13 protein-coding genes are annotated in these 17,684 nt (G+C 58.2%); 9 read left to right on the top strand and 4 right to left on the bottom strand.

Annotated elements, in window-relative coordinates:
- Window positions 1–2: 2 nt before the first annotated feature.
- The 3 genes from ASB65_RS22635 to ASB65_RS22625 are packed head-to-tail and all read left to right on the top strand — an operon-like array spanning window position 3 to window position 4,354.
- Window positions 3–911 carry an amino acid--[acyl-carrier-protein] ligase gene (locus ASB65_RS22635; protein ID WP_003504856.1) on the top strand — a complete coding sequence of 303 codons (909 nt, stop codon included), beginning with the start codon at window positions 3–5 and terminating at the stop codon, window positions 909–911.
- 6 nt (window positions 912–917) lie between these two features.
- A complete protein-coding gene (locus ASB65_RS22630) occupies window positions 918–1,901 on the top strand; it encodes a DUF1839 family protein (protein WP_060725442.1) in 984 nt (327 codons plus the stop codon).
- A complete protein-coding gene (locus tag ASB65_RS22625) occupies window positions 1,898–4,354 on the top strand; it encodes a beta-mannosidase (protein ID WP_060725441.1) in 2,457 nt (818 codons plus the stop codon). Before ASB65_RS22630 ends, ASB65_RS22625 begins: the two co-directional genes overlap by 4 nt.
- A 20-nt stretch (window positions 4,355–4,374) precedes the next feature.
- Here the strand turns inward: ASB65_RS22625 and ASB65_RS22620 are convergent, their stop codons facing one another.
- Entirely contained in the window at window positions 4,375–6,180 is a 1,806-nt protein-coding gene (locus ASB65_RS22620) for an alpha/beta fold hydrolase (protein ID WP_060725440.1), read from the bottom strand.
- A 343-nt stretch (window positions 6,181–6,523) separates the two neighbouring features.
- Between ASB65_RS22620 and ASB65_RS22615 the strand changes: the two genes are divergently transcribed.
- The 4 genes from ASB65_RS22615 (at window position 6,524) to ASB65_RS22600 (ending at window position 12,696) form a co-directional block, all read left to right on the top strand.
- The gene (locus ASB65_RS22615; protein WP_060725439.1) at window positions 6,524–9,241 is read left to right on the top strand and encodes an ABC transporter ATP-binding protein; all 2,718 of its coding nucleotides are present in this window, start codon (window positions 6,524–6,526) and stop codon (window positions 9,239–9,241) included.
- Between the two features lie 43 nt (window positions 9,242–9,284).
- Window positions 9,285–9,740 (top strand): cyclic nucleotide-binding domain-containing protein, encoded by a 456-nt coding sequence (locus tag ASB65_RS22610; RefSeq protein ID WP_060725438.1) that lies wholly within the window; start codon window positions 9,285–9,287, stop codon window positions 9,738–9,740.
- A 190-nt stretch (window positions 9,741–9,930) separates the two neighbouring features.
- Window positions 9,931–10,791 carry an MBL fold metallo-hydrolase gene (locus ASB65_RS22605; RefSeq protein ID WP_050816427.1) on the top strand — a complete coding sequence of 287 codons (861 nt, stop codon included), beginning with the start codon at window positions 9,931–9,933 and terminating at the stop codon, window positions 10,789–10,791.
- Window positions 10,792–11,001: 210 nt separating this feature from the next.
- A complete protein-coding gene (locus ASB65_RS22600) occupies window positions 11,002–12,696 on the top strand; it encodes an adenylate/guanylate cyclase domain-containing protein (protein ID WP_060725437.1) in 1,695 nt (564 codons plus the stop codon).
- Window positions 12,697–12,730: 34 nt separating this feature from the next.
- Here ASB65_RS22600 and ASB65_RS22595 read toward each other — a convergent pair whose 3' ends face one another.
- Window positions 12,731–13,213, bottom strand: a complete 483-nt coding sequence (locus ASB65_RS22595; protein ID WP_003504873.1) for a class I SAM-dependent methyltransferase — start codon at window positions 13,211–13,213, stop codon at window positions 12,731–12,733.
- Window positions 13,214–13,217: 4 nt separating this feature from the next.
- The gene (locus tag ASB65_RS22590; RefSeq protein WP_060725436.1) at window positions 13,218–14,558 is read right to left on the bottom strand and encodes a nucleotide sugar dehydrogenase; all 1,341 of its coding nucleotides are present in this window, start codon (window positions 14,556–14,558) and stop codon (window positions 13,218–13,220) included.
- A gap of 127 nt (window positions 14,559–14,685) precedes the next feature.
- Between ASB65_RS22590 and ASB65_RS22585 the strand changes: the two genes are divergently transcribed.
- Both ASB65_RS22585 and ASB65_RS22580 read left to right on the top strand, forming a co-directional pair.
- Window positions 14,686–15,783: a glycosyltransferase family 4 protein gene (locus ASB65_RS22585; RefSeq protein WP_060725435.1), complete on the top strand. Its 1,098-nt coding sequence runs from the start codon at window positions 14,686–14,688 to the stop codon at window positions 15,781–15,783.
- On the top strand, window positions 15,780–16,523 hold the full coding sequence (locus ASB65_RS22580; RefSeq protein WP_060725434.1) for a polysaccharide deacetylase family protein: 744 nt from the start codon (window positions 15,780–15,782) through the stop codon (window positions 16,521–16,523). The genes ASB65_RS22585 and ASB65_RS22580 overlap by 4 nt, the downstream gene beginning before the upstream one ends.
- On the opposite strand, the gene ASB65_RS22575 is transcribed toward ASB65_RS22580, so the two are convergent.
- Window positions 16,515–17,477, bottom strand: coding sequence for a glycosyltransferase family 32 protein (locus ASB65_RS22575; protein ID WP_060725433.1), 963 nt, complete (start codon window positions 17,475–17,477; stop codon window positions 16,515–16,517). The two genes, ASB65_RS22580 and ASB65_RS22575, sit on opposite strands and share 9 nt — an antisense overlap.
- Window positions 17,478–17,684: the final 207 nt, after the last annotated feature.

The raw sequence follows: 17,684 nt of genomic DNA, 5'->3' as shown, positions 1-17,684 counted from the left end.
CCATGGACATGCAAACATCGTTTCTCGATCGACTGTTCGAAGAAGGCCTGCTGATTGAAACGGGTGTGGACGGTCTTTATGGACGCAGCGGCCAGTTCGAGGACGTGATTGCCGCATTCGAGCGGCTGATCGACCGCACGGGCGGCGCTGACGGCGCCGAAGCGATCCGTTTTCCGCCCGGCATCAACCGCGCCTACTTCGAAAAGAGCGGTTACATGAAGAGCTTCCCGCAGCTCGCCGGCACCGTCCATTCCTTCTGCGGCTGCGAACTCGACCATGTCAGCCTGCTGAAAACCATGGATGAGGGCGGTGACTGGACCAAGGACCAGAAAGCGACAGACATCGTGCTGACGCCGGCGGCCTGCTACCCGCTTTATCCGACGATTGCCAAGCGCGGCGCGCTACCTGCCGGCGGCGGTCTCTATGACATCCAGTCCTATTGCTTCCGCCATGAGCCCTCCAAGGATCCGGCCCGCCAGCAGCTTTTCCGCATGCGCGAATATGTTTGCATGGGTACCGAGTCCGACGTCACCGAATTCCGCCAGACCTGGATGGATCGCGGCGTCGAGATGATGAAGGCGGTCGGGCTCGACGTCACCATCGATGTGGCCAACGATCCGTTCTTCGGCCGCGCCGGCAAGATGCTGGCCAACAACCAGCGCGACCAGAACCTGAAATTCGAGCTCTTGATCCCGGTCACATCGACGACCAGCCCGACGGCCTGCATGAGCTTCAACTATCACCAGGATGCCTTCGGCCAGAAATGGGGTCTGAACCTCGACAATGGCGATGTCGCCCATACCGCCTGCGTCGGTTTCGGCCTTGAGCGCATTGCGCTGGCGCTGTTTGCGCATCATGGCCTCGACGTGAAGAAATGGCCTGCGAAGGTCGTGGAAACGCTCTGGGGCTGATCATTCATGCGGCAGATTTTTCCCGGTCTCGACCCCCAAAATTATGTGCAGCATCCGCTCCATTCCTCCGAGAGAATGTGGCCGGAAACGAATTGCTACATCGATTTGTGGATCGAGGTGCTGGCCTCGAAAGGCTTATCCCCGGAAGCCATGTTCGGTTTCACCCTGACACAGGATTTCGAAGGCGACCAGTTCACCTTCTTCAAGGTGCCGCTGGAAGATCTCGAAGCACTTTATGGCGTTCGCGCCACCGAACTTGCGATCTTCGACAGGGTGGAAAACCACATTGAGGCGCAGCTGGAACGCGGCCGCATCTGCCTGATCGAGATGGACAGCTTCTATATGCCCGATACCCATGGGGTGGGCTACCAGAAAGAACACGGCAAGACCACCATCGCCATCAACCGGCTCGACCTCGCGAAACGTGAACTCGACTATTTCCACAATGCCGGCTTCTTCCATCTTGCAGGCGAAGATTTTGACGGCCTGTTCCAGCATCATCTGGCGGAAACCGATCCGCCCTTCCTGCCCTATACGGAGTTTGCGAAATTCGCAGACGGCAATCCTTCGCCGACGCATATTCGCAAGACCGCCGAACGGCTCTTGAAGTTTCATTTTTCGCGCCGACCCTCCGCCAACCCGGTCAGGGCTTTCGCAAGCGTCTTTCCGGCACAGGTGGAAAAGGTTGCCGACAGGCCATTCGGTTTTTTCCACAAATATGCCTTCAACACGCTGCGTCAGCTCGGCGCCAATTTCGAGCTTTTGGCAAGCCATCTCGAGTGGCTGGACAGGAATGAATTCGCTGAAGCGAGGGATCACGCGCTGCGCATATCCGAAGTCGCCAAGACGGTACAGTTCCAGCTTGCCCGCGCCGTCACCCGGCGCAAGTTCGATGCGCTCGCGTCAGTACTCGATCCGGCGGCGGATGCATGGGATGACGTGATGGAAGCGCTTGCGGCCAAACTGTCTGATGCCAGCGAGGCCGCGTGAGGACCTATCTTCCCGGCGAAAGCGAGGAATTGCTGAGCGAAGGCTGGACGCTGACGCTGACGCCCGCCGACGCCTGCGAAACACCCTCCGATATTCCCGCATCGCTTGAAGGCCTTCATGTCTCCGTGCCCGGAACCGTGGCGCAGGCTCTGGAATCGGCCGAAAAGTTCGACCGCCTTGCTCCAGCGCCCCTCAATGACAGGGATGCCTGGTATCGGCTGACGATGATTTCCGATACGCGCGAACGGGCTACACTGCGCTTCGATGGTCTCTCCACCATTGCCGAAATCTTCTTCAACGGTGAGCTGATCGCCGCAAGCCAGAGCATGTTCGAAAGGCTGGAAGTGCCTGTCGAACTAACGGGCGCAGACGAACTTTCGATCTGCTTCCGGGCGCTTGCGCCGAGACTTGAAAAAACCGGGCCCCGCGCCCGCTGGCGGCCCCAGATGATGAATACGCAGGGCTTGCGGCTGATCCGCACCACTGCACTGGGTTACATGCCCGGATGGTGCCCGGAAATCCACGCCGCCGGCCCCTGGCGACCCATCAGCCTGATAAGGCAGGACGGAGTGCTCTGCACGCTCCGGTCTTCGCTGGACGGAGACGGAACGGGAACGGTCAGCATCGTGCTGCAAAGCAACCGCCCGATAAAATCGGCAAGGCTTGGCTGTGCCGGTTACAGCGCCGATCTTTCTCCGGACGAGGGCGGCAAGCTTTCCGGCGAATTGCGCATATCCGATGTCGAACAATGGTGGCCGCATACCCATGGCAGGCCGGCTCTGCATGAGATCGTTCTCGAGCTGGACGGCACGCAACATCACCTTGGGCGCACGGGCTTCCGGCAAGTCGAGATCGATCACGGCGAAGACGGCAACGGTTTCGGCCTCAAGGTGAATGGTCAGCAGGTATTCTGCCGCGGCGCGGTATGGACGACGGCCGATATTGTGCGCCTGCCGGGAACGCGGCCGGACTATGAACCATGGCTTAGAAAAGCCGCTGAAGCGGGCATGAACATGATCCGCATCGGCGGCACCATGGCCTATGAGACGCCGGAATTCTTCGCGCTTTGCGACGAGCTTGGCATCATGGTCTGGCAGGATGCCATGCTCGCCAATTTCGATTACCCGGCAAAGGACGAGAGCCTGCGCCAGCATATCGTGACGGAAATCTCGCAGTTCCTGGAAGCGATCGCGCTTTCTCCATCGCTTGCCGTTTTCTGCGGCGGCAGTGAAATGTACCAGCAGGGCGCTATGCTCGGCCTGCCAGAGCAGATATGGAAGGGAACGCTTACCGAGGAAGTCCTGCCGGAACTCCTCGCCGAGAAGCGGCCAGATGCAGCCTATGTCGCCAATTCCCCTTCCGGCGGCGCATTGCCCTTCTTTCCCAACGTCGGGGTCGGCCATTATTACGGCGTGGGCGCCTATTGCCGCCCGCTGGAAGATGCGCGCCGCGCCAATCTGCGCTTTGCCGCCGAGTGCCTCGCCTTCGCCAATATTCCCGAACAGGAAACGCTGGACAGATATCTTCCCGGCGTCGCCGTGCACGATCCACGGTGGAAAGCCCGCGCACCGCGTGATCGTGGCGCCTCCTGGGATTTCGAGGATGTTCGCGATCACTATCTGAAACTGCTCTACGACGTCGAACCGGACGTGCTGCGTCGCGAAGATGGCGGCCTTTATCTCGACATGTCCCGGGCCGCGACGGCCGAGGTCATGGAGGCGACTTTTGCCGAATGGCGGCGCAGCGGTTCCTCCTGTCAGGGCGCTCTGGTCTGGACCCTGCAGGATCTCGTTCCCGGCGCGGGCTGGGGCATTATCGATGCGACCGGCAGGCCGAAATCCGTTTGGCATGCACTGAAAAGGGCGTTCCGTCCCATTCAGGTCGGCCTTTCAGATGAGGGCACGAACGGGCTGGATATCCATCTCATCAACGAGACCGGCGGCGGCTTTGAAGCCATGCTGGAACTGACCTGCCTGCGCGAAGGTGTGCAACCTGTCGTTCACGCCAAACGACCGCTCACGCTTTTGCCGCGGCAGGGCCAGACGATTGCCGCAACAGATTTGTTCGGCGCCTTTTTCGATACGACCTATGCCTATCGTTTCGGCCCTCCGTCCCATGATGTAACGGTCGCCAGGCTTCGCGACGTTGCGACAGGACATGTCATCGCCGACGCGTTCCATTTCCCTCTCGGCCGTAAAAAGGCGCTGCATGCCGCGAACCTTCAGGTCGCGCTCAGCGAAACGAGCGGCAACTGGTCTCTTGAAATCGGCGCGGACCGGCTGGCGCAGTCCGTCCATGTCGAGGTGCAGGGTTACCGCGCGTCAGAAAACTGGTTCCATCTCGGCCCTGGCGAGACCAGAAAAATCGGCCTCCTACCGGAGACCCCGGCGACAGAAGCCCCTCCTTCCGGAGAGGTCGTGTCACTCGGTTCCAGCCGCCGATTTTCCTTCTAGAGCACGACCGCTAAGCGTTTTTACTGCAAATGCTCGAAAGCCAGTCGCTTCACCGCGTCGATATAGGTTTGTTTGGCTTCAGGCGTTGAAAGATTGTGATCGGCATCAGGAATGATGGTCAGCGACACGTTCTGATAGGCTGATAGCCCTTCGCCATTGGCATCAAAATAATATTGGAAGTGCTCCAGACCATCATCGTTGTCGCTGTAGAGCAGATGAACGGCGGTATCATTCGCCTTCAATTTGTCGAACGCGCCATAAACGGCACGCCCTTCCTCGCTCCCCCTGCGGAACAGCCTCGCCGTTTTTGTCGAAAGCCTCTTGATCGTCGCCTTGACGATATTCAGTCCGGCACTTGCCACATCGACATCGCCGCTGATGAGACGCTTGAATGTCGCGCCCTGGCGAAAGCGCTGGCTGTATTCCCCGAAGGAACGCGGCCGTTTATGCAAGGCCTCATCCACCGAGCGGCCTTTGCGCCAATGGAAGACCACCGGATTGACCGCGACAACCGCACCGATCCGCTCATCGGCGATTGCGCCGTTGAAGGCGAGATAAGCGCCGCTGCACCGGCCCGCCGCAATGAAAGGCCCCTTGCCGCGCTTGCCGAGAAAATCGAGTGCGGCAGCCACGTCGTCATTCTGCGCGACATCGTAGAGAACCTGCTCAGGCACATTCTTGACCGGAGGGCTGTCGGCAATATTGGCCGCGTCGAAGCGAAGCGATGCCACACCCTCACGCGCCAATGCTCGGGCCATCTGAACGGAAAGCCTGCCCCAGCCCGCATGCCGGTCATAGGCAGCGCCAAGTAGAAGAACCGAAGAAACCACATCCCCATCATCTGGCCCGCAAAAAACGCCGAAAAGCCGTCCGCCATCTCCAAACTGCACCGGCTGCTCGACGAAACCGTGACCGCGCTGCGGGGCATTGAGGGTGAAATCCTCCAGAAGCATCGCCGCACTCTCGGCGTGGGTCTGAGAGAGAACCCAGTCGACCAGCCGATTGACCACATCGTCGGATATTTTCGAGAGCGTCGGGCTGGAGACGAGATCGTCGTAACCTGAAAACTCCGCCTCCTCCACCTTAGCGCCGGTCGTGGCAAGATGTTTGGCGAAATCGGCATCGGTCACGCGGCCCGGTCGGGAGAGAGCCAGAATGGTGCGCGCCGGAGCAGCCGCGAGATTGGAAAGATTGGTCTTCCTGATCGCATCCGCAACACCCGCAGGCATGGTCATGCCGGCAATCGATCCCGCTTCCATCATCCTCTGCGCGGGCCGAAGGCCTAAACCATCGTCGATCATCGACGACCACATCGCCAACTCACGCAGATAGGCGCGGCCGGAAACGACAGGCGCCAGAAACGCCATGGAACCCGCTTCGGCCACATCGGCAAACGCCTGTGCCGCTATCAGACAACCGAGGCCCTGAGCGACGACAACCACCTCAGTGCAGCCGGAAAGACGCTTCAGACAGTTGAGCGCTACGCGCACATCCGAAACCCAGTCCGCCGCGCGGCCCGCATCATCAGGGTCAAGCGCGTCGCCCGCGCCGAGATAGTCAAATCGAAGGCTAGCGACACCGCAAGCGGCGAGCCGCTCGGCCAGTACCCGTTGAAACTTGCGGCTGCAGAGCTCCTCCATGCCCCATGGGCTGACAAAAAGAACGGCATGGCCTTGTCTGACTTGCTTGTGCGCCGGATGGAAAATCCCGGTGAGCCCGTCAAAAGAGACCGGATGCGCAACAGCCCCATTCGAGGCAATGCCGGAAAGCGACAATGCATCAAGGGACGGATCGCTGCCTGTACGCTCTGAAATATCTATCGCCATCGACCTTGCCATCATTGCGCCAGTGTCTGGCTCAACCCTCGCGGGATCATTGCATCGAAGCGTCTTAACGCCTGATCTACAATAAAAACAACAATATTAGAGAAGTCTAAAAATATAGTCGCATTTATATCCCTTGTCGCCCACACGTTGCAAAACAAAAGCGGGGGTGACGGAGAAGTCTCGGCAGGGCCGCTATTTTGCTCGAAACCGCTTGAATATACTGATAAATAGCGAGTCCCACACCTATTTGCAGGAGGAGGTTGCGCCACCCGGCCACCGGATCGTCTAGACACCGCGCAAACCAACACGCCGGGCCTCGCCCGCCAGGTCATAGAAGTTTTATATGGAACAAAGCCTTACGCGTTATATCTGGTCGCACACGAGGCGGCAGCAGCTTTTCATTCTGCTGATCGTGGCCCTCTCGATGATCCCCTATTTCCTCGCCTTCGATCTGCCCAAGCAGATCGTCAACGGCCCAATTCAGGGGGATGGTTTCGAAGGGGCGAATGCGACGCAGCTTTTCATGCATCTCACGGTCGATATTCCCTATTGGGGCACCGTGACATTATTCCCCGGGCTTGAGCTCAACCGCATGTCGATGCTGATGGCGCTCAGCCTGACGTTCCTTGCGCTTGTCGTCATCAACGGTCTTTTCAAATATTATATCAATACCTTCAAGGGTCGCCTCGGCGAACGACTTCTGCGGCGTATCCGCTTCGAGCTCATAGACAAGATTCTGCGGTTCCCACCCTCCCATTTCAAACGGGTCAAGGGCGCTGAAATCTCCAGCATGGTGAAGGACGAGGTTGAGCCGCTCGGCGGCTTTACCGGCGACGCCTTCGTGCAGCCGGCCCTTCTCGGCGGCCAGGCGCTCTCCGCGCTCTTCTTCATTCTCGTTCAGAATTTCTGGCTGGGCCTGATCGCAGCTTTCATGGCGGCAATCCAGGTGGGCATCATTCCCAAAATGCGCCGCCGCCTCATCGAGCTCGGCCGCCAGCGGCAGCTGAGCGCCCGCCAGCTTGCCGGACGCATCGGCGAAATGGTCGACGGTATCGGCACCATCCACGCCTATGACACCTCCAACTACGAGCGCGCGGATGCCTCGCATCGCCTCGGCGACATCTTCAAGATCCGCTACGATCTCTACCAGTGGAAGTTTCTGGTCAAATTCATCAATAACTTCCTCGCGCAGCTGACACCCTTCTTCTTTTATGCGCTCGGCGGTTATCTCACACTGAAGGGCAGTCTCGATGTCGGGCAGCTGGTCGCCGTCATCAATGCCTATAAGGAACTGCCGGGACCGCTGAAAGAACTGATCGACTGGGATCAGGCACGCCAGGACGTGCAGGTGAAATACGAGCAGGTCTTCGAGCAGTTCGATGCCCCGAACATGATCGAAGAGAAGGTGCAGAAACTGTCTCCCGGCACCGTTGCTGCAATCAGCGCCCCGATCGTCGTCGCCAATCTGACGCTCGAGGATGATAGCGGCAGCCGGCTTCTGGAGCAGGCATCGCTGAAGGTCGAGCCGGGTGAGGTGATCGCCATCGTCGGCGGCTCGGGCGCCGAGGCGCTGGCGGATGCGATCGGCCGCACGCTCTGGCCAACCTCTGGCAAGAGCAGCATCAACGACGTCGACATATTGGAACTGCCGGAATCGCTCACCGGGCGGCGCATTTCCTATGTCTCCTCGGACAGTTACTTCTTCCACGCCAGCCTGAAGGACAATCTGCTTTACGGCCTCAAACACGCCCCGCTTGCCGACAGGGACTATGAGGGCGCGGCGCTGGAACACCGCAAGTGGGAAATCCGCGAAGCCAAAATGGCGGGAAATCCACTGATCGATATCAACAGCGAATGGATCGATTACGCTTCAAGCCCGGCCGGCGACGGCAAACCGGAAAATCTTATCCAGGCCATTCTGGCCGTCCTCGACAGCGTGGAGCTCTCACAGGATATTCTGGAATTTGCGCTGCGTTCGTCGATCGATCCTTTGACCGACCTGCATCTTGCCGCCCGCATCGTGGAGTTGCGGCATGTCCTGCGGGCCGAACTGGAGAAGGAAAATCTGAGCGGCCTCATCGCACCCTTTGAACTGGAGAGCTACAACAGCGAGGCGACGGTCGGTGAAAACCTTCTGTTCGGCACCATGCGGGATTCGTCCCAGACGATCAGAATCGTCATCGAAAGCGACTATTTCCGCGCCCTGATGCGCGAAACCGGTCTCGTCAAAACCCTGTTCGAAATGGGTTACACGATTGCCGAAAACATCGTGGAAATCTTCGCCGACCTGCCGGGAGATCACCCCTTCTTCCAGCAGCTTACCTTCATGACCCCCGATGACATTCCAGTCTATCAGCAGATGCTGCAGCGGCTTCAGGGAAAGAGTTTCGACGAGGCCAATGAAAACGAAAAGCGCGCAATGCTGCGGCTCAGCTTCTTCTACATCGAGCCTCGCCAGCGTTTCGGCCTGCTGTCGCCGGAGATCATGAACCGGATCGTCGAAGTCCGGCACATGTTCCATGAGAACCTGCCCGACAGCCTGAAAAACGTGATCGAAATCTACGATCCGACCAAATACATGAGCGCTACCAGCCTTCTGGACAACATCCTCTTCGGCAAGGTCGGCCATCGTTACACCGACGCCTCGCGGCGCATCACCCGCATCGTGGCCGATGTCATGCGCAAGCAGGGTGTCTATGAGCGCGTGCTGGCGGTGGGTCTGGACTTCAACCTCGGCGCCGGCGGCAAACGGCTTGGCCCGCTCCAGCGCCAGAAGCTCAATCTGGCACGGGCGCTGATCCGCAAATCCGATTATTACGTCTTCAACCGCCCTCTCCCCGGCCTCGATCCCCGACAGCAGGAGGAAATTGTTGAACGGGTCATCACACTCCTGAAACAGAACAACAATAACCCGTCGATCATATGGGTTCTGTCGAATGCGACGCTCTCTCGCATGTTCAAGCGAGTGATCGTTGTTCATCAGGGTCTGATCACCGCCGACGGAAGTTACGAGACTCTCGCCGAGGAAAACGGTACATTCAAGGACATGGTCGCAACATAAGTCCAAGAAGGTGACCGAGGTGGAACAAGAACAGGGTAAGTCAATGCTGTTTAAAGACGAAATTCAAATGCTGAAAAGGGTCCCGTTTTTTTCGGAAATGGAACCGTCAAAACTCAAACTACTCGCATTCGCGTCCGACCGAGTATCCTATCATGCTGGCGACGTACTGTTTCATCAGGGAGACGTCGGCGATGCGGCCTATGTTCTCTTGACCGGAAAAGTCGATGTTCTCGTCGATTCCCCTTCGGGCACGCTGAAAGTGGCCGAAATGACCGGTAATGCCATTGTCGGCGAAATCGCAATCCTTTGCGATAGCGTCAGAACAGCGACCGTTCGCGCCTCCACCAATGTGGAAGCCCTGCGCATCGGCAAGGAACAGTTCTTCAAGCTCATGTCCGATTTCCCTGACATCACCATCAAGGTCATGCGTGTTCTCGCCGAACGCCTTACCCAGACGACGGCGGAACTGAGCAAAGCGCGAACGAGCGTCAGGACATAAACGGCAATTCCTTGCTACCGTGAATGGCGATATTGGAAAAATAAATGTCGTACTATTGCAATATAAATGAAATGCTGACTGAATAAGGGGTAAAGGCTTCCGCCAGAAACGAGCGGATATAAGAATCTATAGAGACAACGGGCTTCATGGGAGGAAAGCGTGCAAGATTCCGTTGTTATTGGGGTGTGTCATGGCGTTCGATTCCGACACAGCAAGTCGGGAAAGTAATAGAAATTTTCGGGTAAAGATCTGGGGTGCGCGGGGAACGCTTCCTGTTTCAGGTGAAAACTTCCGAAAATACGGCGGGAATACCATCTGCATCGAGGTAAGATGCGGCGATCACGTTCTTTTGTTCGATGCGGGTTCGGGCTTGCATCCCGCTGGCCTTGCCTTGCGGGCGGAAGGCATTACCGACGTCAACCTGTTCTTCTCGCATTGCCATTACGACCACATTGTCGGCTTCCCCTATTTCAAGCCCTTTTATAACAGCTCCAATGATGTCGCCATCTGGTCCGGCCACCTTGCCGGCACCATGACGACCCGGGAAATGCTCAGGGATTTCATGAGCCCGCCCTGGTTCCCCGTGCCGCTGGAGATCTGTTGTGCCAAGATCGCAACACGGGACTTCCTGCCCGGCGATGCGCTTGACGTGCATCCCGGCCTTTCGATCAGAACCGGAATGCTCAACCATCCCGGCAACGCCATCGGATACCGGCTGGACTGGGAAGGAAAATCCCTTGCCATCATCACCGACACCGAACATGAGCCGGGCAGCATCGACGAAACCGTGCTCGACCTGATCAGGGATGTCGATCTTTTCCTCTATGACGCCATGTTCACCGATGAGGAAATGGGCCTTTATCGCGGTTATGGCCATTCGTCCTGGCAACAGGCGATCCGCCTCGCCAAACTCGCTGGCGCAAAAAATGTTGGTTTCATCCACCACGCCCCCAGCCGCAGCGACGAGGAACTGGACAGCATCGAAAAACAGGCAAAAGCTCTGTTCAGCGGCGCGTTCGCGGCCATGGACGGCCAGATCATCGAACTCTGATCGCAACTTGGCTCCGGCGAAGATTTGATCTTGCCGACCGTTTTTTCGAAGTCCTGATTCAACATCTTTTGCACGCGGGCATTCGAACACGCACAATTGACTGTTTGCGATCAATTGCTCCACGATATTGCCACGAGACACCCTGCACTAAGGGGTGCCACCACATACTACATGATGATTCTGCGTCGATGACCACATGATGGGATTTGCATGATCCGTTTCTTTTCGGAGACCAATTTGAGACGCGCCCGGATTTTATCCGGTCTCATCATATTTGCTTTCGTATTTTCCCATCTTTTCAATCACTCCCTCGCGCTCATCTCCATCGATACCGCCGAACGGGCGCGAAAATGGTTCAGCCTGATCTGGCTCAATCCCGTCAGCAGCCTGCTTTTTTATGGGTCGGTTGTCGTGCATGTCTGCCTTGTTCTGCGCTCGCTTTATCAGCGCAGAACGCTGCGCATGCCGCTTCGCGAAGCGCTTCAGGTCATTTTCGGCCTGTCGATCCCGTTTCTGATCATCGGCCATGCCGTGAATATCCGCGTATCGCACATGCTCTATGGCATCGACGTCGGTTATTATTCGGTTATCCGCCGCCTGTGGATCAATAATCCTGTCAGCGGCGCATGGCAGAGCCTTGCATTGATCGTGATCTGGATCCACGGATGCATCGGCCTTTATTTCTGGCTGCGTTATCGCGACTGGTATCCGAAAATCGCCGGGCTCTTCATGACGGTGGCAGTGATGCTGCCGCTTCTGGCCTTGCTGGGTTTCAGCGATGCGGGCCGCTGGCTGGAGGAAGTCGATCGGAAATACGCGCTTCCTCCCGGGCTCTCGGATTACGCCATCCAGAGAGACGAGCTCCCGCTGCAAAGGGAGATGGAAACGCGAATCCGGTTCATTACCAGCACGACCGAAGCGCTTTTTGCCGGCGCGGTCATGCTGGTCTTCGTATTGCGCGGCGTGCGCAGCTTCCGGCAACGGTTGACCGCCATCGAAATCCACTATGAACAGGGCGCACAAGCACGCATCCCGGCCGGCTTCAGCATTCTCGAAGCCAGCAGGCTCGCGGGCATCCCGCACTACTCCGTCTGTGGCGGCAAGGGACGCTGCTCAACCTGTCGCGTCAAGGTTCTGAACAGCAAGGGCCCGCTTCCGGCACCCGGGGAGATAGAGCAGACCACCTTGAGGCGCATCCATGCCGATTCGGATGTGCGGCTCGGTTGTCAGCTGCGCCCTACGAGCGATCTCAACATCGCGCTTCTCGTTTCACCGCCCCAGCAGAGCGATCTGCCCGCGGATGCACAGCCGGCCCGACCCGGCCGTGAAGAAGAAATCGCCATCCTCTTCTGCGATCTGCGTAACTTCACCACGCTGTCCGAAGCGAAGCTGCCCTATGATGTCGTCTTCCTTCTCAACCGCTATTTCACCATCGTCGGCCAAGCCGTCGAACACGCCGGAGGTCATCTCGACAAATTCATTGGCGATGGCGCCATGGCCCTTTTTGGACTTGGCGAGGATGCGGACCGTGCCTGTCGCAACGCCATGAAGGCAGCCGCAACCATATTGCGGGATATCGCCATCCTGAACGAGGGGTTGGAGAAACAATTCGCCGTCCGCCTGGAAGTGGTGGTCGGCATTCACTCCGGCCCGAGCATCGTCGGTGTGATGGGATATGGCGCGGCAAAAACCCTGACGGCCATAGGCGATACCGTCAACGTGGCAAGCAGGCTCGAATCCAAGGCCAAGGAGTTCGGCGCCGCCATCGTCGTTTCCGAACCGGCCATCATTCAGGCGGGACAGGAGATTGCCGATCTCAGGAGCGAAGAAATCGCCATTCGCGGCCGAAACTCGCAGATGAGGGTCTTCCTGCTCTCGAAGGAAGAGAGCGAGCGCTATTTATGAAGTAGCCCCGACAAACCTGTCGGGGCGTCCGATCTCAAATCTTGCGATAGAGAAAATAACGGTCCGTCGGCACACTTGCCGGCACCGGCAGCGGCTTCAGCATGGGATGATCCAGAGGCAGCCCGCTGACCGCGAGGCCGCCTTTTGCCAGCATGCCCGCAGCAAGATCGGGCAACCATGTAAGGGTAACCGCATCCTTTTCCGGATAGCCCGTGCCGATATCGGCATGCACGAAAGCCGCTTCCGTGCCGATGAAAGCCGGAGCGGTTTGCGATATTTCACCGATCACCAGATCCTCCTGCGCCGGAACCGAGGAGGCATGTGCACCCATGGCCCTGTCGAAAGCGATGATGCGGCGGTTGGGGAACAGCTCTCGCAGGTGATTGAAGGTGCGCCCGTTTCCAAGGCCGATTTCCATAAGCGCCCCTTCACCCGGCAGATCGAGATTGGCCGCGACATGGTTGAGGATATCCCGCTGCGCGGTCAACCGGCGAATGAAACTATCGAGTCTGCTCATTTTATCAGGCCTTGATGATGTGTTTTGCGGCTATATCCCGACGCGCGAAAACATTGCGTGTGTCGATGATAAGCGGCGCCCATTCGCTTAGAGCGGCATAATCCACATTGTCATGGTCAGTCGCAACGAGAACGGCGTCGAAGGCGCCGATCGCCTGCCTGTCCCACGGCACGGATTTCATGCCCATGAGGTGGCTATATTCCCGTGTTTTCGGGATTTCAGCCACGTAGGGATCGAAATAGGCCGCTTCGCCGCCGCGCTCCTGAATAAGCTCGATGAGCTTCAGTGAGGGGCTTTCGCGAATGTCAGGCACGTTCTTTTTGTAGGCGAGACCGACAACCAGCACCTTTGAGCGGCTGAGCGCCTTGCCGGAATGAATATCGAGCGCCTCCGCAACCCGTCCGATGACGTGACGCGGCATACCGGTATTGATCTCCCCGGCAAGTTCGATGAACCGCGTTGGCAATTCATATTCCCGCGATTTCCAGGTGAGATAGAACGGGTCGATCGGTATGCAGTGGCCGCCAAGACCCGGACCGGGATAAAAGGGCATGAAACCAAACGGCTTGGTTTTCGCCGCATCGATCACTTCCCATATGTCGATACCCATCGCCTCGTAGACGACCTTGAGTTCATTGACGAGGGCGATATTGACGGCACGGAAGACGTTTTCGGTGATTTTCACCGCTTCCGCCGTGGCATTGGTCGAAACCGGAACGATTTTTTTGACCACCGAACCGTAAAAAGCCTCCATCAGCTTTCCAGCGGCCTCACCATCGCCAGCGACAACCTTCGGAATGGTCGAGGTCTCGAAATCGCGATTGCCGGGATCTTCCCGCTCGGGCGAAAAGCCAAGGAAGAAATCGACGCCGGAGACAAACCCGGTGCTTTCCAGAATGGTCTTCACCACCCCGTCGGTGGTGCCGGGATAGGTGGTCGATTCCAGAACCACGAGCTGCCCCTTGCGCAGATGCGCGGCAATATCCCGGCAGGTCTTTTCGACATAGGAGAGATCCGGCTCGCGATATTTGGTCAGGGGCGTGGGCACGCAGATGGCGATGACATCACATTCGGCCAGCCTGGAGAAATCCGAGGTGGCGACAAAGCCGTCATCCTGCCTCACACTTGCCAGCACCTCGTCCGAAACGGCCTCGATATAGCTGTGTCCGGCCTCGATCGCGGTAATTTTGCCGGGATCGATATCGAAACCGACAACCTCGAAACCGCCCTTGGCGATCGTCATGGCAAGCGGCAGACCGACATAGCCGAGGCCGATCACCCCCGCTTTGGCGCTTCTGTTTTCAATGCTGGAAAGCAGGTTCTGGGAAATATCTGGGGAAGTCAAAGCGTGTCACGCTCCGCGCATGTGCAAAAGATGCCTTTCAGTTGGGCAAGAATGACTGACCTGTCAAGGCTCGGGCCTTTCAAATTCCGGTTGACGCCCAAGCCGCCGGCAACGCACAACCATCGCCATGAAGATCGCCTTTTATGCGCCGCTCAAATCACCCAACCATCCCGTTCCCTCCGGCGACCGGCTGATGGCCCGTTTGCTGATGAGAGCGATGACGATGGGGGGCCATGAGGTTTCAGTCGCCTCCGAACTGCGCAGCTTCCTGAAACAGCCGGATGAACCCGCGCGGACTTCGCTTGCCGAAACGGCTGAGCGCGAAATCGAGACCATCACGCAGCGCTGGCAGCTGGAGGGCGCACCGGACCTCTGGTTTTGTTATCACCCCTATTACAAGGCCCTCGATTTGCTTGGGCCGGAATTGGCCAGACGCTTCGATATTCCCTACGTCACCGCCGAGGCATCCTATTCGCCCAAGCGCAACGGGATGGGCTGGCAGGTGGTTCAAGACCGGTTGCTGGCCGCATTGAATGCCACATCGATCAATATCTGCCTCACTGCGCGGGATCGCGAGGGGCTTGTGCGGGCCTCGCCCGCCCTTCGATGGGCCATGTTGCCGCCCTTTATCGATGCCGAGGCCTTTCTCAAAAACACGCCCAATCCGACCCCGGCAAAGCTGATTGCCGTCGCCATGATGCGGGCGGGTGACAAGCTCGACAGCTATCGCGCCCTTGCCGAAGCGCTCGCCCTTTTGCCGCAGGATATCAACTGGACGCTGGATATCGTCGGCGATGGGCCGGAACGCGCGGCCGTACAAGCCATGTTCAGCGCTTTTCCGGATCAGCGCCTTGTCTGGCACGGGGAAAAAACCGCGTCCGAGATCGCCATGCTTCTTTCGAAAGCGTCGCTCTACGTCTGGCCGGGCCATGGCGAGGCCTATGGGCTTGCCTATCTCGAAGCGCAGGCCGCCGGCCTACCCGTCGTGGCCGAAAAGGTGGCGGGCGTTCCCGAAGTGGTAAAATCCGGCACCACAGGATTACTGACACCGGAGAATGATACAGCCGCCTATGCCGACGCGATTAAAACCCTGATCGGTGATGACAACAGGCGTGAAGAACTGGCAAGGGCGGCCCGGCAATTCGTCAGGAACGAACGGTCTTTGGAAAACGCCGCAAAAGAGCGGAACCATATCCTGCTGCAAGCAAAGGCGCGAAGATCATGAGTCTGGAAACACTCGTTGCGGCACTGGACGAATGTGAGCGGCGCGGCATAAAGGCCGATCTCTGGCTCAGGGACGACGATGCGGTGGAGCCGACACTGGCCCTCGACACGCTGCTCGATCTTTGCGCCGGCTTTTCCGCTCCGGTCACGCTCGCGGTCATTCCCGAGATGACGACAGACAGGCTCGCACAGCATCTGGATACGTCTGATATCGCCCAGGTCGCCGTCCATGGCTGGTCCCATGCGAATTATGCCGGGGAGAAAGAAAAGAAGCAGGAGCTCGGATCACATCGCGATCCGGCCATCGTTCTCGATGAGTTGCAATCCGGGCTGGATAAACTCCACGACCTGCATGGTGGGCGCTTGGTACCTATGCTCGTGCCGCCATGGAACCGCATAGATGCCGGTATCGTGAAGGAGTTGGCCGGCCTCGGATATCGCGCCTTGTCCGTTTTCGGCCCGGAGAAAAGCACCCTGCCGCCCTGCCTGAACACCCATGTCGACGTGATCGACTGGCACGGCAGCCGCGGTGGCCGTGACGACGGCATCCTGTTTTCCGAGACCGCCGCCCGCATCCTGAGGGCCGCCGAAAATGGCGGCGTCACAGGCGTCCTTACCCATCATCTCGTGCATGACGACAATGTCTGGCGCTTCCTGAGACGGCTTTTCGAAGTGACCGCCGAACATCCCGCCGCCCGCTGGCGTTCTTCCAAGGACCTTGTCGACGAAATCTCACCATGATTTCCAGGCGATCAGCAACCCGCCCGCCTCAGTGGAAAGTTTCCGCCTGACCGCTTCCACCTCATCGAAAGCTGCGCGGTCGGGAAGAGACGCGGCGACGAACGACGCCGGCGCGAGGCTGATGCTTCCGGCCCGGGCGATAACGGTGAATATCAAAGGACCGGTCGACCACCAGGCAGGCGCGCGCGGCATGTCTTCGATGATCCCGGGAAAGGCCTCCAGCATCTTGCCAAAGACCGGATGTCCGGCAGGCGCAGCGATGAAGGAATTGGCAAGCAGCATGCTGCCCTGCCCCGTGTCACGCGGCGTTTTTTCGTCAACCACTGCCAGCCCCGCCAAGGGCAGGAATGTATCGAAGCTCACATCGTCCCGCGCCGGATACCAGTCACAATCGAGATAGATGCCGCCAAATCGCTCCAGCAGGATATAACGGGCCACATCCACCGCGCCCGGATAATCGCCTTTGTCCAGCATGGTTTTGAAGATGCCGTTCGAAAACACGCCTTCCCGCTCAAGATCAGCCTCCCGCCAGAGGCGATAGTCGTAACGATGGTTCGAAGCGTGGGCGGCCCATGCCTCAACCGATACCGGCGGGGCTTTTTCCCCGATCCATATCTGGTGGATAAGCCTTGGCACGTCTTCACGGCTTTTGAGACTGATGATGCGACGTTCTTCCGTGGAAAACCGCGCATATTTCTGCAGCACCTGTGGCGGCGGAACCAGCGTATATTGATAGCCGATCCTGGCGACCATATCGCCCTCGGCCTTGGCGAGACGCAGCCGCGCGGCATGCAGTCTGCGCGGCAGACCGAGCACCGTCCGTTCGCCCATCAGATGTCCGTCTTTTGCTGCAACCAGCGATAAGAGAAGCGCGTCGGCTTCCACATATCGGCCGTCATTTTGCAACTGCCGGGCTTTATCGAGCTCAGCGTCATAATATTTCTTGTCGGACATGGATCCTCATTCAAAAGCACCCGTTAACATATCACGAAACAGGAGCTGTCAGGCAAGCCGCCCTATTTCGGAAGCCGGCTTTGAATTTGCTAAACAATTCGATGTTTCAGAGGCATAGACAGACAACAAACCCTGCGATAACGTGGATTTAAGCCCTCCTGAGCAATTGTCACAACGTAACAATAAAGAGACGGCAAGGAACCCTTT

Origin of the sequence: Agrobacterium tumefaciens str. B6 (assembly GCF_001541315.1) — a bacterium.
GTDB classification, from domain to species: Bacteria; Pseudomonadota; Alphaproteobacteria; order Rhizobiales; family Rhizobiaceae; genus Agrobacterium; species Agrobacterium radiobacter.
The sequence above is the reverse complement of the archived record's forward strand: the minus strand, read 5'-3'. Positions and strand labels throughout refer to the sequence as shown.

Bases quoted from the DNA above. Each gene is read 5' to 3' on its own strand.
- ASB65_RS22630 (WP_060725442.1), top strand. From the start codon at position 918: ATGCGGCAGATTTTTCCCGGTCTCGACCCCCAAAATTATGTGCAGCAT.
- ASB65_RS22600 (WP_060725437.1), top strand. From the start codon at position 11,002: ATGATCCGTTTCTTTTCGGAGACCAATTTGAGACGCGCCCGGATTTTA.
- ASB65_RS22585 (WP_060725435.1), top strand. From the start codon at position 14,686: ATGAAGATCGCCTTTTATGCGCCGCTCAAATCACCCAACCATCCCGTT.
- ASB65_RS22605 (WP_050816427.1), top strand. From the start codon at position 9,931: ATGGCGTTCGATTCCGACACAGCAAGTCGGGAAAGTAATAGAAATTTT.
- ASB65_RS22595 (WP_003504873.1), bottom strand. From the start codon at position 13,213: ATGAGCAGACTCGATAGTTTCATTCGCCGGTTGACCGCGCAGCGGGAT.
- ASB65_RS22580 (WP_060725434.1), top strand. From the start codon at position 15,780: ATGAGTCTGGAAACACTCGTTGCGGCACTGGACGAATGTGAGCGGCGC.
- ASB65_RS22575 (WP_060725433.1), bottom strand. From the start codon at position 17,477: ATGTCCGACAAGAAATATTATGACGCTGAGCTCGATAAAGCCCGGCAG.
- ASB65_RS22620 (WP_060725440.1), bottom strand. From the start codon at position 6,180: ATGGCGATAGATATTTCAGAGCGTACAGGCAGCGATCCGTCCCTTGAT.
- ASB65_RS22610 (WP_060725438.1), top strand. From the start codon at position 9,285: ATGCTGTTTAAAGACGAAATTCAAATGCTGAAAAGGGTCCCGTTTTTT.
- ASB65_RS22635 (WP_003504856.1), top strand. From the start codon at position 3: ATGGACATGCAAACATCGTTTCTCGATCGACTGTTCGAAGAAGGCCTG.
- ASB65_RS22615 (WP_060725439.1), top strand. From the start codon at position 6,524: ATGGAACAAAGCCTTACGCGTTATATCTGGTCGCACACGAGGCGGCAG.